The sequence below is a fragment of the Pseudidiomarina atlantica genome (assembly GCF_000753735.1).
Lineage (GTDB): Bacteria > Pseudomonadota > Gammaproteobacteria > Enterobacterales > Alteromonadaceae > Pseudidiomarina > Pseudidiomarina atlantica.
Map to the genome: position 1 here is coordinate 150,948 of NZ_JPIN01000005.1, position 25,584 is coordinate 176,531.

Below are 25,584 nucleotides of genomic sequence, written 5' to 3' on the forward strand. Positions count from 1 at the left end.
TCGGGTGTTAAAAACAAAAAAATCCGGCCGCCAATTATACAGCAGCCGGATTCTAAGGTCGATAAATTAGGCTTTGAAGCCGCCAGTGACACCTTTAGTGGTGATACTCACCGCATCATGGGCGTGCAGCGACTCGTAGTGATTCACGCGAATCCAAAAATCACTGAATACAGCGTTCTGGTTGAGTGCGTGTTGCAAGCGACGGGCGGCATCTTCGCAGAACATCAGGTTCTGGCCATTGAGACGCGCAAATTCTTGCTCGTCTTCGCGCTTAACCGCAGCTTGCACTGGAGTTTGCAAGGCATCTTCGATGCTGTCGATTAGATGAATAATCGGCAATTCGCTAACTTGCTCACCCATAATAACCTTCACTTCAGCAATCGAACGCTGACTGTGAGGGGTGGCAACGATACCTTTGGTGGTTCCCAACCAACGGTGTACCAGTTCAGCGTCAACATCGGCGTCGGTGCCAAACTGCTCGGCAAAGGCGTCTTGAATCAGTTGACGGGCGAGTGCCGCAGAGCACGGGCAAGTCGATGAATACGGTACTTCGACGCCTAGTTCAAGGTGTAATTTACCTGCATCGTAACGGCCAACGACAGTTACTGGGTATGCTTTCCACCCCGGCTTTTTGCTGATAAGTGCTTTACGGCGCAAGTGATAATCAAAAGTAAACTTAACGTAAGCTTGATCTGCAAGCCCTTCGTGACTATCAATAAAGTCATGAAGAAGTTTACGCAGTGACTGGTGCGATAACACGTCATTGTTCGACAATTCTTCTAGCAACAAGTAAAGTCGAGACATATGGATGCCCTTTGCCTTCGGGTCTTTGAGGTTGACGAACGCATCAACTTTGGCACTCACCGGGCGCTCAGGTTCGTTGGCTGCGCCAACCACTAACGGCATTTCGATGTTACTCATGCCAACCCAATCAAGCGCACCTTCAGTTTGTGCTTTGGTTTGATTGGCGATATCTGGCATCATTGTCGGTGTTACTGTTGGCATGCGAATACGGCTCCAAACTTACAGTTTAAGTGTAGTCCCGAAAAAGGGGCGATAGTATACAAGATTTAACCTGTTTACGGTAGTTTGCCATATCAGGTTCAATTCCCAAGGAAAGATTTTCGATAGGCTTAATCGTTTCGACACAAGGATAGCGCAGCATGATCATAGATAAGCATTTACTCGAGCAGTATGCCGAGCTTATGGGAACCGAGGGTGTACGTGAAATGTACGACACCTTTGCCGATAATATTGGTGGTTATCTTAATCACCTGCAGTGGCTCGTGAAAGAACGCAAAGAAGACGAATTTCGCCAACAGTCCCACAAAGTCAAAGGTGCGTGTCGTTCGATCGGGTTGAAAAGCTTAGCTGAGCAGATGGAACGCTTTGAAAAAGCAGACTGGCAGTGGTCGCAAGTAGACGAAGAATTTGCGCAGTGGCAAAACGAATTACCACTGCACCAAAAAGAAGTTGAACGCTGGTTACAGAGTCAGTAACGCGCCGTCGTGATTACGACGGCGAATTCAACGAAGGTTGATCAAGGTGGCGAACGCGCACGTCACCTACGAAGCGATAGCCTTCGCCATGAATCGTCGTGATCAGATTTGGCGATGTAGGATCTGCTTCAAAATGACGACGAATACGACGAATGGCAACGTCAACCGTACGGTCATTCGGGCGCAACTCGCGATCGAGCATTTTCTTTACAAGCGTTTCACGGTCAAGAATTTTACCAGGATTGGTCAGGAATAATTCCATGGCCCGATATTCACTTTTCGGCAACCGGAACATTTTACCGGCAGGCGAGAATAGGCAACGACTGTCACTTTCCAGACGCCAGTTATTAAACTCATAGACCACACTATCGTGACCCACAGTTTTCTGTTGGCTCTTGATCGCTTCAATGCGGCGATACAAATTGCGTACGCGCATCAATAGCTCTTTAGGGTTGTAGGGCTTGATGATGTAATCGTCAGCACCAAGTTCTAGTGCCAACAAACGGTCTTCTTCGGCGTCACGGCCGGTTAAGAAAATCAGACCGATATTTTCATTCTCGCGGAAGTTTTCAGCCAGCTCGATACCACTCTTACCTGGTAAATTGACGTCCATGATCACAAGATCAACTTGCTGACGCGCCATAATACGCTGCATTTGCATGCCATCAGCAGCGTCAAAGACATCGTAGCCTTCTTGTTGAAACAGGCGAGTGAGTGTGTTTCGGGTAACAACTTCATCTTCTACGATTAGTAATCTAGCGCTCATATTGCTTGATCCATTGGTCGTTAACATATGTTGAAAATCAGTGATTCTAGGAAGTTTAGCACGGGATTCTAATAAGTGCGTAAATTTCCTGCAAGCTTTGTTAGATGGTTTTTACACTACGCTCTGATCTTTAGCGTAAACTCGGCGCCATCGCGGTGCTTCGAGCTAACTTCAATGGTTCCGCCAAGCACTTGAGTTACAAGGTTATATACCAAATGTAGACCCAAGCCAGTGGAGCCTTTGCGACGCCGGCTGGTTATAAACGGGTCAAAGATTCTGCGTTCTAGCTCAGCCGGTATTCCACTGCCGCTATCGCGATAAGTGATAGCCACTTGTTGTGGCGCGCTGCGCACGATCTTGATTTCGATTTCGCCGTAATGGCGTTCAGCAAAGCCGTGAATCACTGAATTTTGCACGAGTTCTGCTAGCACATGCTGCAATGGCCCCATACGACACGTCACCTCGAGTTCCTCGGGACAGTCGATATGAACCGCTATCGTTGCTAACTCTGGCAAGCGTTGGCGCGATTGGTTCACTACGGTGCGACATAATTCTGCAATCAGGAAGGTTTTTTCTTCTTCAGCGAGTTGGTCCATCGCCAGTTGGCGGAACTGATTAATGAGATCTGCGGTTCGCTCAATATTGCGTTGAATTAATTCGAGGTTGTCGGCACTGGCTTCGATAAAGCGCTCAAAATCGGCACGAGTAATACTGTTGTCGTTAAATTTCTCGTTCAGTAGGTCGAGTTTGTCGCGCAAAATCGATGTTGAGGTAATCACCAAGCCAACCGGGGTATTGATTTCGTGAGCAACCCCCGCAATGAGATCGCCAAGCGAAGACATTTTTTCCGTTTCAATTTGCTGTCGCTGGAACTGGTGTAGCGTTTCTAAGGTGGCTAATAATTCGCTATTCGCTTCACGTAGGGCGGTTGTACGCTGCTGCACCTGCCGCTCAAGTTCACTGTTCAAATCAAGCGCTTGTTTCTCGGCTTGCTGTTGCCGCACTAAGTTCTGCTCAACGCGCGCTAACATGGTATTAAAGGCTAGCCCCAACTGCTGCAGTTCAATTAAATTCGACTCTGGTAAGCGAATTGAATAGTCACGGTTACGGGTAATGCGTTGAATGATTCCTACCGCTTGGTCGAGTGGTCGCAGCAATTGTCCGCGTACGCTCATCGCGATGACCCAGGCCAATAACGCGAGCACAAGCCAAACAACAAATGCAGTCACAGTCGTTTGCAGAATGAGTTCACGGGTAGGTTTACGATCGGCGCGCAAATAGAGATAGCCTAAAACTTCGCTATCAATGCGAATCGGCGTAACCATTTCGATGGAGTTACTATTACTACGCAACCCGTTAATTTCGTCCACGATTTCGGTACGCACTGGAATTGGCGCAAGGCCTTCGCGGTTGTAACTGGCAAAATAGCGTAACGCTGGTTGTTCGGCCACCACGTTGGCTTCATAAACGTGAATGTGCTGCAAGAATTCGTTATCGCTAAACTGGCGAAAGTAGTCATCGATACCTTCGGCATCACGAAACAGTAAAAAGCGGCTACTGACATTCGCGATCACTTGGGTCATGTCCGCCACGCGCTGCTCAGTAAGCTGGTTGAGCTGCTTGATGTGGGTGAGACTCAACACGATTAAGGCAAAGCCCGCTAGCAATAAACTAGTGGTCACAACTAACCAAGTGATGCCTTGTCGAATTGAGCCTAAGCGCATTAGCGTCGCCCTCGACGTGCGCGATAGACCGCAAATTTATTATCCTGAACTACGCGTTCGCAGTGGCCGAAACTATCGGTAATCAATTCCGACCAAGGTAAAAATCGATTGGCCACCAGCCAGAGTTCGCCATTACTCGTAAGATGTTCACGCGCACTGCGCAGAAACTGCTGGCCGATGCTGTAATCGGTTTTCTGCCCGGTGTGAAAGGGTGGATGGCTGACGATAGTGTCATAACTTGGTAGCTTGGTACTGAGCTCATCTGCAGCAATAAACTCGCCCGTCAACTCGTTGCAGCGCAGGGTTTCTGCGCAGGCTGCCAAGGCCATTGCGCTGACATCCAAATAGCTTACTTGTAATTCCGGCTGCTGGCGCTGCAACCAAGCTCCTAGCACGCCGTGGCCGCAGGCAAAATCGAGTACTTTACCGGGGCGCAAGGTTGGTAAATGTTGCAACAACATGCGACTGCCTTCATCGATACTCGGAAAAGCAAAAACGCCAGGGTAGCTGGCCAACTTCAACGGTGTTAAACCGGGTTGCGGCAGTTCGCTGTAATGGCAAAAGTCTTTGAGTGCTACAGGGCGCTGTTGCTGAGTCAATTCACAGCACAGCAATGTGGAATGATGACCATCAGCAATTTTCTGTGGTGGCGTCCACGGGTCACCTATTTGCTTGTGGATACTCTTGATACCGCTACGTTTTTCGCCAACTATCCACAATTTGGCACCACTTGGCAGCACACCAGCCAACGCCTGCAATAAATAATCAGTCAGTTTTTTTTCTTTTGGTAACCAAAGCACCGCAGCCGTTGCTGTCGTTGGCGGAGCCGTGGCAGCAAATACATGCGCTGCCCCCAGTTGCTGCCAAGCGCGAAACCAGCCGGCATGTAAATGCCAACTAGCGACCACATCGAGTTCGCTACGCCATTGTTCATCGGGTGGATTAACAGCGAGCAGTTGGGCTCCAGCAAATTGCTGCGCATGGCGCAATACCAGTTGCGAGGGTGGGGTTAGTGCAGAACCTAGTGTTGCCATCACACCCTCTAAATTGGTTTGCCATCGTAGGCTTCGCTGAACACATCGACGCTTTCTGAAGCCTCTTCAAAAACTCCCTCGTCGAACTGCGCTACGTTAAAGAGCGCTTCACCCTCGTTGGCCACCGGAATATTGCTAATACCGATAATGATGCCGTTATAGGGGCTGCGCAAGGGATGCTTGTCATCACCATGCGGGTTCACGGTGAGCGCAATCACTTGCCCTTTTTGAATGGTGTGTCCCAATTGCACCTGCGGAATCACCAAGCCGTCATGGTCATTGCGGACCCAGGCACTACGATGGGCAACGACCGGTTTGACCTTTTTACGGGTGCGCCGACCCTTGAGCATGCGTAAGCTTTTCATGACGTTCTGCACGCCAATCACGCCTGCTTTAATGGCCGCATAATCAAATCGCAGTGCTTCGCCGGCTTCATATAAAATCAGCGGAATACCCAGCTCGGTTGCCAGTGAACGCAGCGAACCATCGCGCTCTTTCGAGTGCAAGATGACCGGTGTATTGAAGGCATGTGCCATTTCGAGTGCTTCAGCATTATCGGTATCGACGCGAATTTGCGGTAAGTTACTGCGGTGAATGGCGCCGGTGTGTAAATCGATAATATGGGTCGCGCTTTGCACTAGGGTTTCGTTGAACAAGTGGGCTAGACGACTGCCAAGTGCGCCACGCTCTGAGCCCGGAAAGCAACGGTTCAGATCGCGTCGATCTGGGAGATAGCGCGATTGCTGGATAAACCCGAAAACATTGACGACAGGCACGACAATCAGCGTACCCGCAAGTTCTTCCGGCTCAGTTTGGGCAATCAGGCGGCGACAGATTTCGATGCCATTGAGTTCATCCCCATGGATCGCTGCACAAACCAATAACACCGGGCCGGGCCGGGTCCCGTGAAACACCTCGGCATGTAAATCCATCGGGGTGTCATTGTAGAGTCGCGCGGCTGGAATTTTCAGACTGTGGCGTGCGCCGGGCGCAATTTTTTGCCCGGCAATCTTAAACGAAACTTGCTTTTTCACCGTTAACCTTTTCCTTTGGTGCGGGTGCGATGTGCCTTCGCGGTCTTTTCTATGAAACTAATGATTTGTGTTGCAACATCTTTTTCAGTTGCGCCTTCGATACCTTCAAGTCCAGGTGACGAGTTTACTTCCATCACCAACGGGCCGTGGTTCGACCGCAAAATATCGACTCCTGCAACGTTAAGCCCCATAGTTTTTGCCGCTTTAACTGCAGTTGCACGCTCCGCTGGGGTTAATTTAACTAGGCTGGCAGAGCCGCCGCGGTGAAGGTTTGAACGAAACTCACCAGGTTTGGCTTGGCGCTTCATTGCGGCAATAACTTTGTCGCCAATGACCAAGCAGCGAATGTCTGCGCCGCCAGCTTCTTTGATGTACTCTTGCACCATAATGTGCGACTCGAGCCCCATAAAGGCTTCGATAACACTCTCAGCGGCTTGGCGTGTTTCCGCCAGTACCACACCGATACCTTGGGTACCTTCAAGCAATTTAATGACCAGGGGGGCACCACCGACCATTTCGATTAAGTCAGGAATGTCTTGCGGCTGACTGGCAAAACCAGTCGTTGGCAAACCGATGCCTTTACGACTGAGTAGTTGCAGCGAACGCAATTTGTCGCGGCTGCGTGAAATGGCAACAGATTCGTTTAGCGGATAGGTGCCGATCATTTCGAATTGACGCAGCACCGCCGTGCCGAAGAAGGTAATAGATGCACCGATACGTGGAATCACCGCATCGTATTGTGGCAACACACGACCTTTCATGTGAATCGACGACTCACGTGCGTTAATGTTCATGTAGCAACGCAAAGGGTCGAGTACGTCGACCTCGTGACCACGCGCCTCGGCAGCTTCAACAAGGCGCCGCGTTGAGTATAGTTTGGCGTTACGGGATAAAATTGCGATTCTCATTTGCCAGCTTCTCCTACTAAATAAGATGCGTCTGGGTCGACGAGAAAAATGCCGCGCATCGCTTGGCGCCCCAGTAACATTCTGAATTTCATGCTATCACGATTGGTCAGGGTAAGTTCGACTGGACCGGTGAAATTGCCCAGCACCAACTGACTGCGGATCACATAACGTAATTCGGTATGACCACCGGAATCTGTCACTTCGCGTTGATCATGAATTTTCGCTTCGCAGATGTGTTCGCGATTTGAACCTTGTTCTGGATGGATCCAGATCCGTAACCAAGCTTCACCATTTTTTTCAAACGGCTCAAGCCGAAAAGCGTGAAGACACGAAGTACGAGCTCCGGTATCCACTTTCATTTTGATGGCTTCAATGCCTAATTCGGGGAGGGCTCCCCATTCGCGCCAACCAAGTGTTTGCATGCGCAAAAGTGCTCCATTTTGGAAGTGTTTCTAGTTGCCAAGAATAAAGCCGCGGCGGCAAAACGGCAAGCGGCGCACTCAATTGGCGTCGGTTGTATTACGAGGACGATGCGATTCGACTTGTTTGAGCCAGTCCAAGAACTCTTCAAGTGGACGATCGAGGGCACTCGCTGGCACATAAAGATCATAGCCTAATAACTCTCGCAATTGCTGCGAGCGCACGGCAAATAGCGCCTGCACCCCCTTGTAAACCTTACCGCTGGCGCTAACGAACTTACTAGGCACATCGTAGTAGGGGGTATAATCGTGGTCAGGGCCAGTTTCACGCCGCAACGCAGCGGCTAACAGATGACGTTGTTCGCTGACCAGATACACCGCCAAGCGGGGCGAAATCTCATCGAGCACTGGTTCAATGTTATGCAGGCGAAAACCAATGTAGGGTAGAGTGTCGCGCTCGAGGCCACTACGGACCGAAGGGATGTCATAGCGCAACACGTTGTCCCAATCGATTTGCCAATGTCCGCGGCGGTGCTCGTACCGAATCGTGCGCGGCGAAATCAACAGACTCACCGGTGGTTCTATTATCTTTGCGACACCCAATAAAAATAGCGCAGCGCTAGCGATATACATCAAGCCCCAAGCGGCTTGCGGCAACGCAAAGCCAGCCAGATACAAAAATAAAGTCAGAGCAAAAACCACAACACCGAATATACAAAAGGTTAGGGCGTCTTTTTTGGCACTCGGCTGCACCTGTAATTCAGTCATACAAACCCCCTTGTTCGTTAGTCGTTAATCGTTATTCGTTAGGGTGAGGGTGCCGCGGGTTTGGGTTTTCATTAACGATTAACGAGTAACGACTAACGGTTTTAGATGTTGAATACTGTGCGGATGATTTGGCCAGTGAACTGGGTCTTCAAGTAGAAACCCCGTGGCAGTGTCTGAATCAATTCACCATGCGGCCCAATCGCATCCGTCAGCACCCGACTATTCGCCGCTTTCGGTCGCAATTGTAGCACCTCGCCTTGATGCGCCGTAATCTGTTCGACCTGACCGAGCGCGATTTTATCCATATGTTCCTGCCAGTCGGCACGCAACTGCGCTTCTTCGGCAGCACTTGGCTGCCATAAAAACGCAGTGCCAACAGTACGCTGATGCAGCGGTATCTCGCGGCGGCCATCAATCGGGATCCACAACACGCACTGTAGTTTGTTACGTACGTTACTGCTTTCCCAGTTCAATCCGGCGATATCGATTAGCGGGGTCGTGCAGACGAAGGTCGTTTCCAGCGGTTTGCCGTTGGCATCCAAAGGAATCGTTTTGAGTTCTACGCCCAGGTCTGGGAAATCTTGCAACGCTTGTGAGCCAGCGCTAGCACCCAAGGCGCCTTCGAGTAACTGACCGACCCAACCTTTATCACGGCGTAAGTCGTTGGGGACGCGTAAGCCTTGTTGCGCCGCCAATTCAGCAAAAGTGCGCCCCGCTAGGTCGCTGGCGGCATTAAAAAGACTGGCAAGATCGTGCTTTGGCTGCGGCATTCGGTTCCTTATTCGGGCTCGCTACTTTCTTTCAGGCGTCGATTATGGAAAAATCCCTAACAGAAGTCGAATTTATGAGGATGCCCGCGTGATAGACGCAGAAGGATTCCGAGCGAATGTCGGAATCATTATCTGTAATGAGCAGGGACAAGTGTTTTGGGCGCGTCGATTTGGGCAACATAGCTGGCAGTTTCCGCAAGGTGGTATTGACGAAGGCGAGTCGCCGGAGCAAGCCATGTATCGCGAACTGTGGGAAGAAGTCGGATTAAAACCCGAACAAGTTGAAATCGTCTACACCAGTCGCAACTGGTTTCGCTATCGCTTGCCGAAACGTTTGGTCCGCAAGGAGCAACGCCCGACCTGTATTGGTCAAAAGCAGAAATGGTTTCTGCTGAAGCTGACGTGCCCAGAAAAGGACGTCAATGTGCTCTGCTCATCACATCCAGAATTTGATGACTGGCGTTGGGTCAGTTACTGGTACCCTGTACGTCAAGTTGTCTCGTTTAAACGCGACGTTTACCGCCGTGTCATGAAAGAGTTTGCCCCTGTGGTGATGCCAACCAGCATTGGGCAACCGTCACGTCAAGGAGGCCGCCGTTCGCGTAACCCGAAACGGAAGCGTTAGTATGCTACGAGTGTTGCAACGCATTGTCGAAGCTGTGAATCAGGCGCCAGACTTTGAGCTGGCGCTACAAACCATGGTGCGGCAAGTCAAAGAAGCGTTGCAAACTGATTCCTGCACGGTTTATCTTGCCGACCACGATCAGCAACAATTTGCCCTAGCAGCAACCGATGGCCTTGAGGTCAGTTCCTCTGAACCGATTCATGTGCCGTTTGGCGAAGGTGTGATTTCCCTCGCGGCCAAACGCGAAGAGCCACTGAATATTGCCAACGCCAGCGAACACCCGAAATTCTTGAAGCTCGATGAAGTCGATGAAGCGCGGTACAACGCCATGTTAGCGGCGCCAGTGATTCACCGTCGCCGGGTACTCGGGGTGTTGGTGGTACAACAAGAGCACGACCGCGCGTTTACCCGCGACGAAGAAGCCTTCGTGGTGACCCTTGCTGCACAGTTGGCGGTGGTGATTGCCCATGCTGAAGCCAAAGGTTATTTGCGTACCACCAAGCAGTCTCCTTGGTTACAGACCACTAAAGGCTTGGCAGCAGCCCCTGGGGTTGCGATTGGCCCAGCTTACGTGGTGCAGCCACGCGCCAAACTTAGTGATGTCACACCGAAAAAATCCGATAAGCCGGAGCATGAAATTCGCCGATTTCGAACTGCTGTAGCGCGCACGCGACAAGAGCTCAACGAACTCAGCGAAAGCATGAAAGGCCAGGTAGCGGAAGAAAGCCTCGCTATTTTTGAGGTGTATCACGCGATGCTTGATTCAGCGAGCTTGGGCCAGCAAGTGGAACAGACCATCAATGACGGCTGGCGCGCGCAAACAGCGCTGAAAATTGTGGTTGAAGACTTAGTCAATCAATTTGAAAACCTTGATGATGAATACATTCGCGAGCGAGCCAGTGACGTGCGTGATCTTGGACAACGCATCCTCTCCCATTTAAAAGAACGCGGCCGTTATCAGCATAGTCCACCGCCACAATGTATTTTGGTGGCCCACGAAGTGACCGCAACCATGCTTGCCGAACTGCCTAATACCGAAATTATCGGCATGGTCTCGGTGCGCGGCTCGGGTAACTCCCATGCCGCCATTTTGGCGCGCAGCATGGGAATCCCGGCCGTGCTGGGTGCCGATGAGTTCGACATCAATGAGCTCAACGAAGACACCCTAGTGGTGGACGGCTACAACGGCGAAATCTTCATTAATCCGCCGCTGCAAGTCGAGAACGAGTATCGCGAATTAGCCGAAGAAGAGCTCGAGCTAAGACAAAAAATAGAAACTGCTCGCGGCCAACCGGTAGAGACAGAAGACGGGGTGAAAGTCACCTTGCAGTTGAACGTCGGGTTAAACACCGACCGTGACTGGTTGAATGAGTTGGATATTGCCAGTGTGGGCCTGTATCGCACGGAAATTCCGTTTATGATGCAAGAACGCCTGCCCACCGAAGACGAACAAGTCGAGCTCTATAGCCAGGTTCTGGAACAATTTAAAGCTGGAACTGTAGTGATGCGCACGCTCGATGTTGGCGGCGACAAGCCGTTACCGTACCTGCCGATGAATGAGGAAAATCCGTTTCTTGGCTGGCGCGGTATTCGCATGACGCTTGATCACCCAGAAATTTTCTTGGTGCAAATTCGTGCAATGTTGCGTGCTTCCGTAGGCCGCAATAACCTACAAATTCTGCTGCCGATGATCACTAGCGCTGAAGAAGTTGACGAAGCGGCACGGATGGTCAAACAGGCCTATCATGAAGTGGCCGAAGAATTTAATGGGCACGATACGCAACAGTTAGCCGCACCCAAACTTGGCGTAATGATCGAAGTGCCAGCAATGGTGTATCATTTGCATACCATTGTCGATAAAGTCGACTTTTTTTCGGTCGGTAGTAATGATTTAACGCAGTATCTGTTGGCCGTAGACCGCAACAATCAGCGGGTTGCAAGCTTGTACGATGCCTATCATCCTGCGGTTTTGCACGCGCTGCAGCAAATCATTGAACGGGCGAACGACCTAGATAAACCGGTTTCTGTCTGTGGCGAACTGGCGGGTGAGCCCGGTGGTGCATTATTGCTAATGGCGATGGGCTACCGTACCTTCAGCATGAATAGTTATAATATTGACCGAATTCGTTGGATCATTCGCCACATTAAAGCGGCTGATTTAGCACCCATGTTGGCGCGTGCGCTGCAAGCACGATCGCCACAAGAAGTTCGTAAAATCGTCACCATGACATTAGAAGAAGCGGGTTTGGGCGGTTTCGTCCGCGCCGGCAGTTAGCGTGTTATCCACTCATTGTATCGATAAGGGGTCCTAGTGCTCATCACAGGCTGGTTATGGTGTTTGGCCGGAGGCGTGATTGCTGGTTTGTTAGCCGGCATGCTGGGCATTGGTGGTGGGCTCGTTATCGTACCTTTGCTCATTTATCTTCTGCCAGTGTTAGGGGTACCACCCGAGCTTGTGGTGCAAATGGCGGTCGCCACTAGCTTAGCTACCATCATAATGACCACCCTAAGTTCAGCGCGTTCACATTATCGGCATGGTCAGATTAGCTGGTTTTGGGTGCGCCGCCTGATTCCTGGCTTGATGGTCGGGGCCATTTTTGGCGCTTGGCTAGCGACGCAGCTGAAACCGGAGTGGTTGCAGCGAATATTCTCGGTGGTGCTGCTGATACTCGCAGTGCGGATGCTCATTCCGCAGCGTACCGGTGAGCCACTGACGGACGTTTCAAAACGGCTGATGGGCGTGATTAGTGCTTTTGTTGGAAGTCTCTCAGCGCTCGTCGGCATCGGTGGTGGCTCCTTAACGGTTCCGATTCTACAGCGTTTGCGTGTTCCCATTCGGCAAGCAATTGCGGTATCCTCGGTGGGCAGTTTAAGTATTGGCATAAGTGCCGTATTGGCATTTATTGTGCTGGGCCAACGCATGGATAGCCACGGTGGACTCTTTGGTTATGTGCATCTGCAGGCCTGGCTGGCGATATCGATTACCTCGATGCTGTGCGCTCCCTTGGGTGCGGCATTGACCCAGCGCATTCCCGTGAAAAAACTACAACTTGGTTTTGCCGGCTTTTTGGTGCTGGTAGCGCTTGAATTATTTATAGGATAACCAATGGTTACAGAGTATTTACAGCACCCCACGATTGACCCGATTATTTTTGAGGTAGGGCCACTTGCGCTGCGTTGGTACGGGCTCATGTATCTACTCGGTTTGGTATTCGCTTATTTTTGGGGTAAGAAGCAAACGCAGATGCCCCACTATGCGGCCGTAGGCTGGACCGAAAAGCGCTTTAGCGATTTATTGTTTTACGCCTTTATGGGCGTAATCGTTGGCGGCCGGGTCGGCTATGTTGTGTTTTATCAATTCAGCCACTTCATCGATAATCCGCTGTATTTATTTGATATGAGTAGCGGCGGTATGTCATTTCATGGGGGCTTACTCGGCGTTATTACCGTACTCGCCATTTTCTCTCGTCTGACTAAAATCAAGTTTTTACAAGTGGGCGATTTTGTCGCACCGTTAGTCCCTATGGGCCTCGGTTTTGGCCGCATTGGCAATTTTATCAATGGCGAATTATGGGGCCGCGTGACCGATGTGCCATGGGCGATGGTCTTTCCCAATGCAGGGTCGGATCCACGCCATCCGTCGCAACTTTATCAAGCTGCGTTAGAAGGTTTATTGTTGTTTATTGTGCTTGCGTGGTTCAGCCGTCGCCCGCGACCAGCGGGCGCTGTGGGTGGTTTGTTTTTGATTGGCTACGGTCTAGCTCGCTTTGTCATTGAAAATTATCGAGAGCCTGATGCGCATTTGGGACTGCTTTGGTTTGGCTGGTCGATGGGGCAGTGGTTATCAGCCCCAATGATTGTGCTCGGCGCCGGACTGATGCTTTGGGCGTACACGCGCAAACCGCAGGAGCAGCAAGCATGAAACAGTACTTAGAGTTATGCCAACGCATCGTTGATGAGGGCGTGTGGGTCACCAATGAACGCACCGGCAAGCGTTGCTTAACCGTGATCAACGCTGATCTTGAATACGATGTCGCCGGTAATCAGTTCCCGTTGATCACCACTCGTAAAAGCTTTTGGAAAGCCGCTATTGCCGAATTTCTCGGGTATATCCGCGGTTACGACAACGCCGCTGATTTCCGCAAGCTTGGCGCTAAAACTTGGGATGCCAATGCCAATCTAAACCAAGCATGGCTTGCTAACCCGCATCGTCGCGGCGCAGACGACATGGGCCGGGTGTATGGAGTGCAAGGCCGACGCTGGGCTAAGCCCGACGGAGGTTTTGTCGATCAACTCCGGAAAATTGTCGATAACCTCAGTCGTGGCATCGATGATCGCGGTGAAATCATGAGTTTTTACAATCCCGGCGAGTTCCACATGGGCTGCCTGCGCCCATGCATGCACACCCACAACTTTTCCTTGTTAGGTGACACCTTGTACCTGACAAGCTACCAACGCTCCTGCGATGTGCCGCTCGGCCTCAATTTTAATCAAGTGCAAGTATTCACCTTTTTGGCACTCATGGCGCAAATTACCGGCCACAAGCCCGGCGTTGCGTATCACAAGATAGTGAATGCTCACATCTATGAAGACCAACTGCCACTGATGCGTGACGTGCAGCTAAAACGCAAACCCTTCCCAGCACCGCAGCTCGAAATCAACCCAGACATCAAGTCTCTGGAGGACCTAGAAACCTGGGTCACGATGGATGATTTTAAGGTGCATAATTATCAGCATCACGAGGCGATTCAATATCCGTTTAGTGTGTGACCACGCCGAGGGTCGTTATTCGTTAGTCGTTAGTCGTCATTCGTTAGGGTGAGGATGAGGCGCCTTCATTTGGATAGAAGCATACGCTCGCATTTGTTTAAGGTTAAATAAATTAGATCTTAAAACTCTAAATATTGCTTAAAGTTCATTATTTTATATTTTGTGGGGATTCTTTGACTTTGTTTAAATCGATTCTATACTTCATCTAAGTCAATAAAATAAGACATAAAATGATATTTTGATTTTAAAGTCACATGAAGTGAACCTTAAACACATTGTCGTGTGGCCTCACCCTAACGACTAACGACTAACGACTAACGACTAACGACTAACGACTAACGACTAACGACTAACGACTAACGACTAACGAACAGCGAACATGCAACTAGACCACCTCACTCCTGCAGCACTCAGTGCCGAGCTCGGCGAACGACTCAAACAGACTCGGCTGAACGTCAACATCACCCAAGCCGAGTTGGCGCAGCGCGCCGGTGTCAGCCGTAACATTGTGATGAATGCCGAAAAAGGCCAAGCGCAACTCGAGAATTTCGTCGCCTTGTTACTGGCGTTAGGAGTTGCGCATCAACTCGATAACTTTTTGGCTAAGCCGCAGCTGTCGCCCCTGCAATTACGTAAACTGCAGGGAAAACAACGTGAGCGCGCCACTGGGAGTCGCGTTGAAGAGGTCAAAGGCGGATCGCAGAAGGATACTGACCCATGGTAATGGAAGTGATTGGTGTCTGGTATCAGGACCAGGAGGTCGGAGCCCTGAGCTTTGATACCGAACAAGGCTTTGGAGCTTTTGAGTACACACCTGAGTTTATCCGCTCGGGTATCGAGCTGGCGCCTCTCACCATGCCCCTTACCACGCCTCGACAACAACGTATTTATAGTTTTCCCGAACTGCAAGGAACGACATTTCATGGTTTGCCGGGGCTGGTGGCCGATGCGCTACCGGATGATTTTGGTAATGCCGTGTTGAATGCTTGGGTTTCGAGTCGCGGTTTGCAGCCGGCCGATATCACTCCACTGCAACGGCTACAGTATATCGGTAAGCGCGGCATGGGAGCGTTGGAATTTCGACCCGCAACCCGTGTGCGAGGCTTCGAAGCGCTGCAACAGGTGAGCATTAACGAGCTGACAGCTATTGCTCAAGATGTGCTTGATCACCGTGCTCAGTTTCAGCAAAACTTACCGAGCAATGCACGCGAAGATGGTGAAGCCATGTTGGCGTTGTTGTCGGTCGGCACCAGTGCGGGTGGGGCGAGGCCGAAGGCGGTACTCGCGTTAAATGCTGACTTCACCCAAGTGTACTCGGGGCAAACCGATGCGCCAGATGGTTTTCGTCACTATTTAATGAAATTCGATGGCGTGGTAGAACGCAGCTCTGGGCAGGAGACGTTTGGTGATCCGCAAGGTTTTGGCGCGATGGAGTACGTTTACTATCTGCTTGCGCAGCAATGCGGCATCGACATGATGCCAAGCCATTTGTTGGCAGAGGGCGACCGCCGCCATTTTCTGACGCAACGCTTCGACCGCGATGGTAACCACAAAATTCATACGCAAACCCTCAACGGGATTGCCCATGTGGATTACAAAAAGCCGGGAAGCTTTTCTTACAGTGAACTGTTTGCCGTTGCGCGCCGCTTGGGCCTGCGTGCTCCTGAGGCGGAACAATTGATGCGCCGCATGCTGTTTAATATTGTGGCGCGCAATCACGACGACCACGCGAAAAATTTTGCCTTCCAGCTTCGCGCTGATCGTTGGCAACTCGCCCCGGCCTACGATGTTGCATATAGCTATAAGCCCGGCAGTAAATGGGTGAATCAACACTGGATGCAACTTAACGGCAAGCGCGAAAACTTCACGCGCGATGACATTTACACGCTGGAAAAGGTCAGTCCGTTATTTACGCGCCGCAAACTTGATGAAATGCTCGAGCAAACGCTAGATGCTGTCAGTCAGTGGCCGCAATTGGCACACGAACATGAGGTTCCGCAGCTCCTGATCGACGAAATTGCCAAGCATCAGCGACTCGACCTTTAAGCAGAAGGTGGTAAAATCCCCCGCATGACAACCAAGCAAAGATTCTCAGGCGTTGAGCGTGTTTATGGACACGCGCAAGCCACGCAATTTCGTCAACATCATGTCGCCGTCGTTGGCCTTGGTGGGGTTGGCTCGTGGGCGGTGGAAGCGTTAGCGCGCTCGGGTATCGGCGGTATCACCTTGATTGATTTAGATGATGTGTGCGTGACCAACATCAACCGTCAATTACCGGCCCTGAGCAGCACCGTTGGGCAATTGAAAACTGAAGTGTTAGCGGCCCGCGTGCGTGACATTAACCCCGACTGTGAAGTACGAGTGATTGATGATTTTCTGTCAGCCGAAAACCTAAGCGAGTATTTAGGTGGGCCGGTCACTGCAGTGCTTGATGCCATTGATAGTGTTAGCGTCAAAGCGGCGCTGATTGCCTGGTGCAAACGGCGCAAATTGCCACTGGTTACTTGTGGCGGTGCCGGTGGTCAAGTCGACCCTAGCAAAGTAACGTCGGCAGATCTTGCTAAAGCGACGCAAGATCCGCTGTTAGCGAAAGTCCGCTCGATGCTGCGCCGCGATTACAACTTTTCTCGCAATCCAGCACGCAGTTTTGGCGTACGTGCAGTGTATTCAACGGAGCAGTTACGCTACCCACAGGCCGATGGCTCATGGACACACGCCAAACCTGGTGCCGGTAGTATGCGTATGGATTGTGCCACCGGATTTGGTGCCGCGATGCCAGTCACCTGCACCTTCGCCATGCATGCCACCGCGCTGCTACTGGAAAAACTAGGTGCGAACTAAGCGTAATAAGGTGTTTAGCTCGCTGTTCTGACGCACGCCGAATTATTGTTTTGCGCGAATCCCTATGCTATGTTTTTTAACATGTTTTAGTCGGCGAGGGGGCTTTATGGAAATGATAAACAGAAAGCTCTACCCTGAGTTAGACCTCTTATTGTGGGACATGCATAACACCTACGTTGAGCCAGAGACTGCCTTTAGAATTTATGAAGAGCGCTGGCGGTATGTCGACAAAACCAAGATCAGCGAAAGCGAAGAGCGCCTCATTGCCGATTTAGTTAAAGATTTTGGGGGTGGCATTTTTATGCCAGCATAACCGCAAATGACAAAATACCAAGTGCAGCGTCATCAAATAATAGAGTCAGCGTTAACTAATTTTAACGCTGACTTTTTTTGCACTCACCAAATAGCTTTTGGTGGCGGTACGCGCATCGCGCTCGAACTTGATGAGTATCGAGAATCGACCGACATCGACTTCTTCTGTCCAAATCCACAGGCCTATCGAGCCGTCCGCGAAACGATTACCAACCTGCAGTTGAACAATTTGGTAAAAACTGAATTTACCTATCTGCGTGAGATAAGAGCTGACCGGTATGCAGTGCGTACCGTAATTCAACAAAGTGGAGAAAATATAAAACTAGAGTTCATTAATTTTACCGGTTATCAACTCAGCATCGATAATGACAAAGCTAAATTTCCAATGCCTTTTTTGGATCGGACATCGTGTTTTTATACCAAATTGTTAGCCAACTGCGATCGTAAGTTTACTGAACCCTACAAAGATATTTTCGATTTACTCGCGATGTATAAAGCGTGGGGCAATATTCCTCACGACAGTATTGTGTTAGCGGAACAGATTTATGGTGAAAAAACTGTCCTCCCGAGTTTAAAAGGCGCACTCTTGGATCTTTTAAAACATCCGCAAAAATATTTGTCTGCGGCGCAGAATATTCAAATGAAAGCGCAATGGGCAGATGACCTCATTCATCGCCAAGCCGCTAAATTGTTGCAAGAGCTAAACTTGTAAATAAAGTGTGAGATACACGGAGCTCGAATGAATTTGTTTATGTTTTACATTGGCGGTTCGGCGCCGCATGCAAACATTGAAGTGCATGATGTGCGTTTCGTTGCTGGTGATTCGGTGGAGGCTTGCTATCCGGCGCTGCGCAAGTATTGGTATGGCACGCTCAAGGGCTTGCACTTAGATAGCTACGTGCGGTTGCATCACGTTGACGGCTATCGCATCGAGCTCAAACAAGAGCCGAGTGAGCAGGCCGAAAAGCTATGGTTTGTGAACTTTGGCGGTTACTACCCAGGGCGCCTCGCTGAATTTCACGATTTCACTCTAGTAGTGGCGAAATCAGCCGATGAAGCCAAGCGGGTCGGCTATCAGCGACTACTGACCGACAGCGTCGAGCAACATAAAGACGACCTGTACGACGTGGATAATTGTCTGAATGTTGATCTACTCGAAGGCTGGCACGTTCACTTAGTCAAAGATGGCGAGCAGCAGGCGCTTGAACCTGACTGGTCTGGTTACGAAGTCATTGCCTGAGCTTGAATTGCCGCAACCACAGCACGCAAGCCGTTGCGGCGCGAGACACTGACCATATCTTGCAAGCCCAAAGCCGCCAACAAGGCGTCTAAATCGAACGCGTTCACTTGCGCTGGCGTCGCACCATGCAGCGCCTGATAGATAAGCGCGAGCAAACCTTTCACCACCCGTGATGCTGAATCTAACTGCAATTGCATTTGCTTCTGCTGCCAACTGCACACCAGCCAGACTTGCGCTTCGCAGCCATGCACTTCATTAGCAGGCACCCGCAACGCGTCGGCAAATGCAGGTAAATTAGCCGCTTGCGCAATCACAAATTTGAGCCGCTGCGGTTGTGCTTGCGCTGCTGTTTGCAAGGCTAAAAGATCAGATTCGTTTAATTTTCCGTACACCATACTATTCGACAAGTTTGCGCTAGCGCAGGTTGAAAGGTGCGCGAATAGTATCATTTTTGCCGCGAAAAATGTTAATCTTGAGCAGTCTACGAATGAACATGAATCCAATTGAATAAACAGGAACGACAACATGAAAGTATTAGTGGCGGTCAAACGCGTCATTGATTACAACGTGAAGGTACGCGTAAAAGCGGACCAATCTGACGTTGACTTGGCCAATGTAAAGATGGCTTTGAACCCGTTCTGTGAAATCGCAGTCGAGGAAGCCGTACGACTCAAAGAAAAAGGCATCGCCGAAGAAGTGGTGGTGGTCTCTATCGGTCCACAAGCGGTGCAAGAGCAGTTACGTACAGCCTTGGCGCTTGGTGCCGACCGTGCAATTCAAGTCGAAACCGACAGCATGCCTGATTCACTGGCGGTAGCGAAATTGCTTAAAGGTGTGGTGGAGAAAGAACAGCCACAGCTGGTCATCTTGGGTAAACAGTCGATTGATTCTGACAACAATCAGACCGGTCAGATGCTGGGTGCCTTAACAGGCATGCCACAAGGTACCTTCGCGTCGAAAGTTGATGTTGCTGATGGCAGCGTAAGCGTGACCCGTGAAGTCGACGGTGGTTTGCAAACTGTTAAGCTGAGTCTGCCGGCAATCGTGACTACTGACTTGCGCTTGAATGAGCCACGCTATGCGTCACTGCCGAACATCATGAAGGCGAAGCGTAAGCCACTTGATGTGACCAACCCAGAAGAATTAGGTGTGAGCGTTACCCGTACCGTGAAATTGCTGAAAGTTGAGCCGCCAGCAGAACGTAGTGCAGGCGTGAAAGTGGCTGACGTTGCGGAATTGGTCGATAAATTGAAGAACGAGGCAAAAGTATTATGAGCATTTTAGTCATTGCCGAACACGACAATCATGAATTGAATCCAGCAACGTTGAAAACCCTAGCTGCTGCGCAAGCAATTGGTGGCGACATCGATGTACTGGTTGCAGGTGAAAACTGCCAAGCGGTTGCAGACGCAGTTGCTAAAGTCGCAGGCGTCAGTAAAGTTCGCTTGGCGGACAATGCGGCTTACGGCCACTTTCTTGCTGAGAACCTCGGCGAGTTGGTTGCTGAACTAGGAAAAGACTACGGTCATATCTTGGCACCAGCGACCACCACCGGTAAGAACTTTATGCCGCGTGTTGCAGCCTTACTCGATGTTGCGCAGATTTCCGATATCTTGTCGGTTGAAAGTGCAGACACCTTTAAGCGTCCAATCTACGCGGGTAACGCAATCGCTACTGTGCAGTCTGAAGACGCAATCAAAGTTATCACTGTGCGTGCCACTGCATTTGATGCGGTTGCTGCCGAGGGTGGTAGCGCGAGCATTGAAACTGTCGATACTGTGTTCAGTAACGACAAAGCTGAGTTCGTTGGTGAAGAGCTGGCGCAATCAGAGCGTCCTGACCTGACAGCTGCGAGCGTGGTCATTTCAGGTGGCCGCGGTATGCAAAATGGTGAGAACTTTCATCTGCTTGAAAAAGTTGCCGATAAGCTTGGCGCAGCCGTGGGTGCCTCTCGTGCTGCGGTTGATGCTGGCTTCGTACCGAACGATATGCAAGTCGGTCAAACCGGTAAAATTGTTGCGCCTGAACTCTATATCGCAGTCGGTATTAGCGGTGCAATTCAGCACTTGGCGGGGATGAAAGACTCGAAAGTCATCGTCGCTATCAACAAAGACGAAGAAGCACCGATCTTCCAAGTGGCTGACTACGGTTTAGTCGCCGATTTGTTTGACGTGCTGCCGGAGCTCGAGCAAGCGCTGTAAGCATTTCGTTTTCAAGTATGAATGTAAAGCCCGCACTTTTTGCGGGCTTTTTTAATCCAAAATCAACAAAAAAATAAAACGATAGAATGGTTGTTAAAGCGTCAGGGGTAAACTATTTTGAGTAAGTCGAAGTCATCAGCGACCTATCAAATGGAGAACAACAACTATGAAAGTTTTAATTCCAGCGTTACTAACGCTATTACTAATAGCTCCTGTGAGCGCGCAACAACTACGAACCGTGACTTTTGAAGGTAGTGTTGAACAGAATAACGAACTACCTCCAGAACAGATCGGTGGACTTGCAACCATTTCGAATCTTGAATCCGTCGATCGTTTCATCGCAGTCGTCACCTATGATGAGACCAATATGCTGGCAGCTAATTATGGCTCAAACGACGAATACTTTGACACCTTTAGCAGTGTTGAGTTTTACTTCCTCGATAGTCAAGGTAATGAAATCCCACAAACTTTTCCAACTCAGCTAATGGATAGTGCGAATGGCACATTAACCGGGTCTTGGCATGCTTTTGGTGGACCTTTAACTGGTCAAGACACCAGTTCTGCCGCGACAAGTTCGGATACTTACTTCACCAATGATAATCAAGAGAGCTTCACTTTTTGGTTAGATTTCTTCAACAATGGTAATCCTTTGTTCGAAGAGTCCGTAGATGGCTATATTCGTTATGTAGAATATGCCGGGACTGCAAATCATACTGGGCTTTTCCGAGTTATTGATATAAACGGGGGTGATGATTTGAATTTTGTCGTTGACACAGTGTCGTATGTGCCAATCGACTCTGACGAAGATGGCATTGTAGATGCCGCTGATAGCTGCCCGTTTTCAATCATGGACGAGACAGTCAGCTTTGGTGGCTGGTATGAAACCGGCGTTACCAACTATGTGGATGAGTCAGGCTGCAGCATTATGGATCTATATGCGGCATGTGAAGCCGAAGCGGAAGCACAACCGGCCATACCAGCAGGCCCAGTGTTCTCAGCTTACGCCGGCCCAAGCTACTGTGAAACGCAAGTTGTTTATGGTTTACAGAGCGACGGTGTGATTGATTACACCGAAGGTCGTATGCTGCGTAACGCACTCAATAACTACTACCGTTCAGGTGGTAATGGTCCCAGCTAAATTAACCTCAAAGACTTAGCAAAAGCCCGCGCTCAGCCGCGGGCTTTTTGTTTTCGTTATGCGCTTTATAATATGCGGTTTGTAGAGTTGTTTTCATGTCCCAACGCGATAAAGTTGACTGGAGGTTGAGCAGTTTTAGGCTTTAATAAAACAACAGGGACAAACTAATGAATACCAAGCAAATAGCGGCGTTAGGCGTCGTTTTTATCGCCAGCGCCGGCATTACCGTTGCTGCTAATGCGCAGGTGGGAACCGGGGAAACCAATGTAAAGGTCGAAGGTTTTTTCACTGGCACCTACTCCAATAACTCGTTGCCGACTGGGATTACCGCGGAGATGCTCCCATTAGCATTCGAGCTGTCGATTGAACAAGATCTCATTGCACCTATGATTGTTGAAACCTTTGGTACGGTCGACCGCTATGAGGGCGTCGAACAAACCTTCACGGTTAAGGTGTTCGATGAAGTCGGCAATGTGATCTACGAAGAAGCTCGCAGCTCACTCGACGGAGAGCCAGACCTGTTTTCGGTAGCTACTAGTTTAGCTTTGCCACAAGCACTCCAAGCTCCTCCTCGTGAGGGATTTGCAACGCAACTGCACTTTGCCGATGAGGCCGGATATCGACGCCTTGATTTGTATTTAGGTGCGGTTTCAGAGTTCTACTTTTGGGATGGTGGTCCCTTCTCTGCAGAAGAAAATATGGCGTTCTTCCAGCCGGAGCCTTTATTCGCAAGTTATGGCGGTTTTCCGACCTTCCGCGTCGGAGAAAATCTGCAACCTATCGATTTGTATGTAGATAGAAGCACTCCTCCAAACTTCGGCGATAATCCTACCAATGGAATCCCAGAAGAGAACCCAGACGACTACTTCGCAGTTTTCTATGGTTACACCACAACTATCAGCGCACTTATCCAAGACCTCGATGGTGACGGAATTCCAGATGAAACTGATAGCTGCGTAGAATCGTTGACGAATGAGACTGTCGTTTTCGGAGGAGGGTATGATTCCGGAGTCACTAACCAAGTCGACGAAAGCGGCTGTACCATTATGGATCGTTACGCTGCCTGCGATGCGGAAGCTCCGCCGATGCCTCCTGCAGGTCCAGTATTCTCTGCTTTTACGGGCCCTAGCTACTGCGAAACGCAAGTCGCTTATGGCTTGCAAAGTGAAGGCATGATTGACTTCACTGACAGCCGTATGCTGCGCAAGGCGCTCTACGATGCTTATCGTTCGGGCACTATGGGACCGGGTTAAGTTGACCTAGTCGAGAAAACTTACGCGACTAATAGGAGCGCGGAAATGAAACAGCTAGTAATAGTGACATGTATTGCGTTAACAGCGACCAGTGCCACAGCACAAGTTTTTAATGAAGACGTATCAGAAACCATCGTGTTGGAAGGTGAAATTAACGAAGTTGTGTACGACGCTATATCGCCTGAACCGCTTACGGTCGCAGGACAGCGTTTCCGCGCAACGATTGCAGTGAATCGTTACGCGGCTCTCGAATATGATTTGCCCCAGATTCGTCAATATTTTGATGCAGTCGCAAGTATTGTTTTTGAAGTGTTTGATGCGCAAGGTATGCCAGTGGATTTGCCTATCGAAACGCATTGTGACGATACGGTCTACGCCGACGCGTTCGGCAACCGACTGGCGTACGCGTACCTCAGCGACGGTCAAATTGACTCAGCAAGTTATGCCATCCAGAACACTACCAGGGATAATAGCTTTTTGAGTTGTGGTTTTCGCTTAACAGAGGTGCAACCAACGCTATTTAATGACACGGTTGGCTTTCCAATCCCGCTCGAGGGAGACACGGTGGCAAACTTCCGCTTTCGTGTCGAGAGTGGCTCTATGCCGGTGAATAACCCAACTGGTATTTTTTACGGTGAAGTCGAACAAATTACCGTGAGTGGCTTCGACTCAGACGGAGACGGAATCGCGGATGAACTTGATGCTTGTGGCATTTCGATAACAGCAGAGACGGTTGCATTCGATGGTTGGTACGAGACAGGCGTTACCAATTATGTTGATGAGTCAGGCTGCAGCATCATGGATCTGTATGCGGCATGTGAAGCTGAAGCGGAAGCTCAACCTGCCATACCTGCAGGCCCAGTGTTCTCAGCTTACTCCGGCCCAAGCTACTGTGAAACGCAAGTTGTTTATGGTTTACAGATCGACGGTGTGATTGATTACACCGAAAGTCGTATGCTGCGCAATGCGCTCTACAACTACCACCGTTCAGGCGGCAATGGGCCAAGCTAAGTTTAAGTGAAAGCTCTACTCAAAAAGCCCGCTGTGAACGCGGGCTTTTTTTGTACGAAATTCAACAATCTACTGACACATAAACTATTAATTTGCTGTAGTTGCTGAGTTTTAGCTTGTGTATTTTGAAACGAAGACTAAATTAAATGCAGCGCCTGACCTCATCACTCAGCGCAAACGTTCGCTCCCTGCAAGGAGCGAGGGCTTTAAATTGGAGAACAAAAATGAAAAAAATGAACTATGCGCTGGCGTGTGGGGCGCTCCTGTTGTCCGCCTCTGTGACCGCACAGACCGTGACTCGCGAAGTAGAGATTACTGGCGATATTAACTATTCCTATTACCCAGCCTCAGCGACTTACCGGCTCGTGCTTGAATTAGACGAATCAGTGAGTCCTTCATACCAATCACCGACATCTATTGATTACAATCAGAATGGCTACCTAGTGGCTGCATCCTTGAATATCTATGATGCGCTCGGCGAAGAGGCTGTGATTGTCGGCGGTTTTCGTTTTACCGGCGAAAGCTACAATCACTTGAACTATTATCAAGACGCTAGTAGTGAATCTATTAGTTTCAGCCTGTACAACGGCGTGCAAGGCGATATAGGTGTATATATTCAAGGCACAGAGTTGTTCGAGCTGTTTGCTGCACAGCCAACGTTTACCTCAAGTCCAGAAACCTTATCGTTTTATATGCACTACGTAGCGTTAGATCAGCTCTCGCAAAATTGGATACATGATGATCCTAGCGGCAATGTCCTTAGCATCGGAAACCTGATTACAGATAGTGACGGTGACGGCCTCGCTGACGATGTCGATGCATGTACTTCATCGAACTTAGACGAAACCGTTGCATTTGGTGGCTGGTATGAAACCGGCGTGACGAACTATATGGATGAATCTGGCTGTAGCATCATGGATCACTACGCGGCATGTGAAGCGGAGTCCGAGTCAACTGCTCCTGCAGGTCCGGTATTCTCTTCGTTCGCGGGTCCAAGCTACTGTGAAACCTCAGTCGGCTATAGTTTACAAGGTGAGGGTGTGATTGATTACACCGAAAGTCGTATGCTGCGTAATGCGCTCTACAACTATCACCGTTCTGGTAGTCAACCACGCTGACACTGGTTTTTGATTTCCGTTAAGCCCGCTTCGCGCGGGCTTTTTTATGCGCAACGCGAGTAACTTATTACAAAATACCCACATTCTGTTTGATAAATTTATTAGATTTGTAATCGATACGTTATGGCCTACTCTTAATGAAACTTAAAAAGA

At 49.9% G+C, this 25,584-nt stretch carries 28 protein-coding genes; 18 read left to right on the top strand and 10 right to left on the bottom strand.

From position 1 onward, the window contains the following. Positions 1–66: 66 nt before the first annotated feature. Complete coding sequence (gene folE2 / locus IDAT_RS05265) at positions 67–1,005, bottom strand: GTP cyclohydrolase FolE2 (protein WP_034731465.1); 939 nt, start codon at positions 1,003–1,005, stop codon at positions 67–69. Between the two features lie 158 nt (positions 1,006–1,163). On the opposite strand from folE2, the gene IDAT_RS05270 reads away from it, so the two are divergent. Next, positions 1,164–1,499 carry an Hpt domain-containing protein gene (locus tag IDAT_RS05270; protein ID WP_034731466.1) on the top strand — a complete coding sequence of 112 codons (336 nt, stop codon included), beginning with the start codon at positions 1,164–1,166 and terminating at the stop codon, positions 1,497–1,499. Between the two features lie 13 nt (positions 1,500–1,512). On the opposite strand, the gene IDAT_RS05275 is transcribed toward IDAT_RS05270, so the two are convergent. The 8 genes from IDAT_RS05275 to mutH all read right to left on the bottom strand — a co-directional run bounded on the left by IDAT_RS05275 (position 1,513) and on the right by mutH (position 8,922). Then, positions 1,513–2,265, bottom strand: coding sequence for a response regulator (locus tag IDAT_RS05275; RefSeq protein ID WP_051986597.1), 753 nt, complete (start codon positions 2,263–2,265; stop codon positions 1,513–1,515). Positions 2,266–2,381: 116 nt separating this feature from the next. Continuing rightward, entirely contained in the window at positions 2,382–3,989 is a 1,608-nt protein-coding gene (locus IDAT_RS05280) for a sensor histidine kinase (RefSeq protein WP_034731468.1), read from the bottom strand. After that, on the bottom strand, positions 3,989–5,023 hold the full coding sequence (locus tag IDAT_RS05285; RefSeq protein WP_034731469.1) for a class I SAM-dependent methyltransferase: 1,035 nt from the start codon (positions 5,021–5,023) through the stop codon (positions 3,989–3,991). Before IDAT_RS05285 ends, IDAT_RS05280 begins: the two co-directional genes overlap by 1 nt. A gap of 8 nt (positions 5,024–5,031) precedes the next feature. Next, a complete protein-coding gene (locus IDAT_RS05290; RefSeq protein ID WP_034731473.1) occupies positions 5,032–6,057 on the bottom strand; it encodes a succinylglutamate desuccinylase/aspartoacylase family protein in 1,026 nt (341 codons plus the stop codon). Positions 6,058–6,059: 2 nt separating this feature from the next. Beyond that, positions 6,060–6,965 (bottom strand): 30S ribosomal protein S6--L-glutamate ligase, encoded by a 906-nt coding sequence (gene rimK / locus IDAT_RS05295; protein ID WP_034731476.1) that lies wholly within the window; start codon positions 6,963–6,965, stop codon positions 6,060–6,062. Beyond that, positions 6,962–7,387: an ATP-dependent zinc protease family protein gene (locus IDAT_RS05300; RefSeq protein WP_034731479.1), complete on the bottom strand. Its 426-nt coding sequence runs from the start codon at positions 7,385–7,387 to the stop codon at positions 6,962–6,964. Before IDAT_RS05300 ends, rimK begins: the two co-directional genes overlap by 4 nt. Positions 7,388–7,465: 78 nt before the next feature. Beyond that, entirely contained in the window at positions 7,466–8,152 is a 687-nt protein-coding gene (locus IDAT_RS05305; RefSeq protein ID WP_034731481.1) for a DUF2982 domain-containing protein, read from the bottom strand. 101 nt (positions 8,153–8,253) lie between these two features. After that, positions 8,254–8,922 (bottom strand): DNA mismatch repair endonuclease MutH, encoded by a 669-nt coding sequence (gene mutH / locus IDAT_RS05310; RefSeq protein WP_034731482.1) that lies wholly within the window; start codon positions 8,920–8,922, stop codon positions 8,254–8,256. 88 nt (positions 8,923–9,010) lie between these two features. On the opposite strand from mutH, the gene rppH reads away from it, so the two are divergent. From rppH to IDAT_RS05365, 11 genes are all read left to right on the top strand, one after another. Further along, entirely contained in the window at positions 9,011–9,547 is a 537-nt protein-coding gene (rppH, locus tag IDAT_RS05315) for an RNA pyrophosphohydrolase (protein WP_034731486.1), read from the top strand. Position 9,548: 1 nt separating this feature from the next. Next, the gene (ptsP, locus tag IDAT_RS05320) at positions 9,549–11,822 is read left to right on the top strand and encodes a phosphoenolpyruvate--protein phosphotransferase (protein ID WP_034731489.1); all 2,274 of its coding nucleotides are present in this window, start codon (positions 9,549–9,551) and stop codon (positions 11,820–11,822) included. 36 nt (positions 11,823–11,858) lie between these two features. Then, positions 11,859–12,650 carry a sulfite exporter TauE/SafE family protein gene (locus tag IDAT_RS05325; RefSeq protein WP_034731492.1) on the top strand — a complete coding sequence of 264 codons (792 nt, stop codon included), beginning with the start codon at positions 11,859–11,861 and terminating at the stop codon, positions 12,648–12,650. A 3-nt stretch (positions 12,651–12,653) separates the two neighbouring features. After that, the gene (gene lgt / locus IDAT_RS05330) at positions 12,654–13,469 is read left to right on the top strand and encodes a prolipoprotein diacylglyceryl transferase (protein ID WP_034731494.1); all 816 of its coding nucleotides are present in this window, start codon (positions 12,654–12,656) and stop codon (positions 13,467–13,469) included. After that, positions 13,466–14,317: a thymidylate synthase gene (locus tag IDAT_RS05335; protein ID WP_034731499.1), complete on the top strand. Its 852-nt coding sequence runs from the start codon at positions 13,466–13,468 to the stop codon at positions 14,315–14,317. The genes lgt and IDAT_RS05335 overlap by 4 nt, the downstream gene beginning before the upstream one ends. A 379-nt stretch (positions 14,318–14,696) precedes the next feature. After that, complete coding sequence (locus IDAT_RS05340; RefSeq protein WP_034731502.1) at positions 14,697–15,041, top strand: helix-turn-helix transcriptional regulator; 345 nt, start codon at positions 14,697–14,699, stop codon at positions 15,039–15,041. Then, positions 15,035–16,363 (top strand): type II toxin-antitoxin system HipA family toxin, encoded by a 1,329-nt coding sequence (locus tag IDAT_RS05345; protein ID WP_034731505.1) that lies wholly within the window; start codon positions 15,035–15,037, stop codon positions 16,361–16,363. Before IDAT_RS05340 ends, IDAT_RS05345 begins: the two co-directional genes overlap by 7 nt. Positions 16,364–16,387: 24 nt before the next feature. Continuing rightward, on the top strand, positions 16,388–17,158 hold the full coding sequence (gene tcdA / locus IDAT_RS05350; protein ID WP_034731508.1) for a tRNA cyclic N6-threonylcarbamoyladenosine(37) synthase TcdA: 771 nt from the start codon (positions 16,388–16,390) through the stop codon (positions 17,156–17,158). A 106-nt stretch (positions 17,159–17,264) separates the two neighbouring features. Further along, complete coding sequence (locus IDAT_RS05355) at positions 17,265–17,471, top strand: hypothetical protein (protein WP_034731517.1); 207 nt, start codon at positions 17,265–17,267, stop codon at positions 17,469–17,471. Positions 17,472–17,492: 21 nt separating this feature from the next. Beyond that, positions 17,493–18,182, top strand: a complete 690-nt coding sequence (locus IDAT_RS05360) for a nucleotidyl transferase AbiEii/AbiGii toxin family protein (protein WP_211250584.1) — start codon at positions 17,493–17,495, stop codon at positions 18,180–18,182. 27 nt (positions 18,183–18,209) lie between these two features. Next, the gene (locus IDAT_RS05365) at positions 18,210–18,710 is read left to right on the top strand and encodes a DUF1543 domain-containing protein (RefSeq protein WP_034731522.1); all 501 of its coding nucleotides are present in this window, start codon (positions 18,210–18,212) and stop codon (positions 18,708–18,710) included. On the opposite strand, the gene IDAT_RS05370 is transcribed toward IDAT_RS05365, so the two are convergent. Next, a complete protein-coding gene (locus IDAT_RS05370) occupies positions 18,692–19,105 on the bottom strand; it encodes a SufE family protein (RefSeq protein ID WP_034731524.1) in 414 nt (137 codons plus the stop codon). The two genes, IDAT_RS05365 and IDAT_RS05370, sit on opposite strands and share 19 nt — an antisense overlap. 130 nt (positions 19,106–19,235) lie before the next feature. Here IDAT_RS05370 and IDAT_RS05375 point away from each other — a divergent pair, with 130 nt between their 5' ends. The 6 genes from IDAT_RS05375 to IDAT_RS05400 all read left to right on the top strand — a co-directional run bounded on the left by IDAT_RS05375 (position 19,236) and on the right by IDAT_RS05400 (position 25,431). Further along, on the top strand, positions 19,236–19,985 hold the full coding sequence (locus tag IDAT_RS05375) for an electron transfer flavoprotein subunit beta/FixA family protein (protein ID WP_034731526.1): 750 nt from the start codon (positions 19,236–19,238) through the stop codon (positions 19,983–19,985). Further along, the gene (locus IDAT_RS05380) at positions 19,982–20,911 is read left to right on the top strand and encodes an electron transfer flavoprotein subunit alpha/FixB family protein (RefSeq protein WP_034731529.1); all 930 of its coding nucleotides are present in this window, start codon (positions 19,982–19,984) and stop codon (positions 20,909–20,911) included. Before IDAT_RS05375 ends, IDAT_RS05380 begins: the two co-directional genes overlap by 4 nt. A gap of 166 nt (positions 20,912–21,077) precedes the next feature. Then, positions 21,078–22,049, top strand: coding sequence for a hypothetical protein (locus IDAT_RS05385; protein ID WP_034731531.1), 972 nt, complete (start codon positions 21,078–21,080; stop codon positions 22,047–22,049). A 167-nt stretch (positions 22,050–22,216) separates the two neighbouring features. Further along, the gene (locus IDAT_RS05390) at positions 22,217–23,302 is read left to right on the top strand and encodes a hypothetical protein (protein ID WP_034731534.1); all 1,086 of its coding nucleotides are present in this window, start codon (positions 22,217–22,219) and stop codon (positions 23,300–23,302) included. Positions 23,303–23,347: 45 nt separating this feature from the next. Further along, positions 23,348–24,313 (top strand): hypothetical protein, encoded by a 966-nt coding sequence (locus tag IDAT_RS05395; protein WP_034731536.1) that lies wholly within the window; start codon positions 23,348–23,350, stop codon positions 24,311–24,313. A gap of 224 nt (positions 24,314–24,537) precedes the next feature. After that, entirely contained in the window at positions 24,538–25,431 is an 894-nt protein-coding gene (locus tag IDAT_RS05400; RefSeq protein WP_034731538.1) for a hypothetical protein, read from the top strand. The last annotated feature ends 153 nt before the right edge of the window (positions 25,432–25,584 follow it).

Coding starts and splice junctions, on each gene's coding strand:
- IDAT_RS05375 (WP_034731526.1), top strand. CDS start 19,236: ATGAAAGTATTAGTGGCGGTCAAACGCGTCATTGATTACAACGTGAAG.
- IDAT_RS05380 (WP_034731529.1), top strand. CDS start 19,982: ATGAGCATTTTAGTCATTGCCGAACACGACAATCATGAATTGAATCCA.
- IDAT_RS05385 (WP_034731531.1), top strand. CDS start 21,078: ATGAAAGTTTTAATTCCAGCGTTACTAACGCTATTACTAATAGCTCCT.
- mutH (WP_034731482.1), bottom strand. CDS start 8,922: ATGCCGCAGCCAAAGCACGATCTTGCCAGTCTTTTTAATGCCGCCAGC.
- IDAT_RS05270 (WP_034731466.1), top strand. CDS start 1,164: ATGATCATAGATAAGCATTTACTCGAGCAGTATGCCGAGCTTATGGGA.
- IDAT_RS05365 (WP_034731522.1), top strand. CDS start 18,210: ATGAATTTGTTTATGTTTTACATTGGCGGTTCGGCGCCGCATGCAAAC.
- IDAT_RS05285 (WP_034731469.1), bottom strand. CDS start 5,023: ATGGCAACACTAGGTTCTGCACTAACCCCACCCTCGCAACTGGTATTG.
- IDAT_RS05370 (WP_034731524.1), bottom strand. CDS start 19,105: ATGGTGTACGGAAAATTAAACGAATCTGATCTTTTAGCCTTGCAAACA.
- ptsP (WP_034731489.1), top strand. CDS start 9,549: ATGCTACGAGTGTTGCAACGCATTGTCGAAGCTGTGAATCAGGCGCCA.
- folE2 (WP_034731465.1), bottom strand. CDS start 1,005: ATGCCAACAGTAACACCGACAATGATGCCAGATATCGCCAATCAAACC.
- rimK (WP_034731476.1), bottom strand. CDS start 6,965: ATGAGAATCGCAATTTTATCCCGTAACGCCAAACTATACTCAACGCGG.
- IDAT_RS05275 (WP_051986597.1), bottom strand. CDS start 2,265: ATGAGCGCTAGATTACTAATCGTAGAAGATGAAGTTGTTACCCGAAAC.
- IDAT_RS05335 (WP_034731499.1), top strand. CDS start 13,466: ATGAAACAGTACTTAGAGTTATGCCAACGCATCGTTGATGAGGGCGTG.
- IDAT_RS05340 (WP_034731502.1), top strand. CDS start 14,697: ATGCAACTAGACCACCTCACTCCTGCAGCACTCAGTGCCGAGCTCGGC.
- IDAT_RS05395 (WP_034731536.1), top strand. CDS start 23,348: ATGAAACAGCTAGTAATAGTGACATGTATTGCGTTAACAGCGACCAGT.
- IDAT_RS05300 (WP_034731479.1), bottom strand. CDS start 7,387: ATGCAAACACTTGGTTGGCGCGAATGGGGAGCCCTCCCCGAATTAGGC.
- IDAT_RS05305 (WP_034731481.1), bottom strand. CDS start 8,152: ATGACTGAATTACAGGTGCAGCCGAGTGCCAAAAAAGACGCCCTAACC.
- IDAT_RS05345 (WP_034731505.1), top strand. CDS start 15,035: ATGGTAATGGAAGTGATTGGTGTCTGGTATCAGGACCAGGAGGTCGGA.
- tcdA (WP_034731508.1), top strand. CDS start 16,388: ATGACAACCAAGCAAAGATTCTCAGGCGTTGAGCGTGTTTATGGACAC.
- IDAT_RS05355 (WP_034731517.1), top strand. CDS start 17,265: ATGGAAATGATAAACAGAAAGCTCTACCCTGAGTTAGACCTCTTATTG.
- lgt (WP_034731494.1), top strand. CDS start 12,654: ATGGTTACAGAGTATTTACAGCACCCCACGATTGACCCGATTATTTTT.
- IDAT_RS05280 (WP_034731468.1), bottom strand. CDS start 3,989: ATGCGCTTAGGCTCAATTCGACAAGGCATCACTTGGTTAGTTGTGACC.
- IDAT_RS05400 (WP_034731538.1), top strand. CDS start 24,538: ATGAAAAAAATGAACTATGCGCTGGCGTGTGGGGCGCTCCTGTTGTCC.
- IDAT_RS05390 (WP_034731534.1), top strand. CDS start 22,217: ATGAATACCAAGCAAATAGCGGCGTTAGGCGTCGTTTTTATCGCCAGC.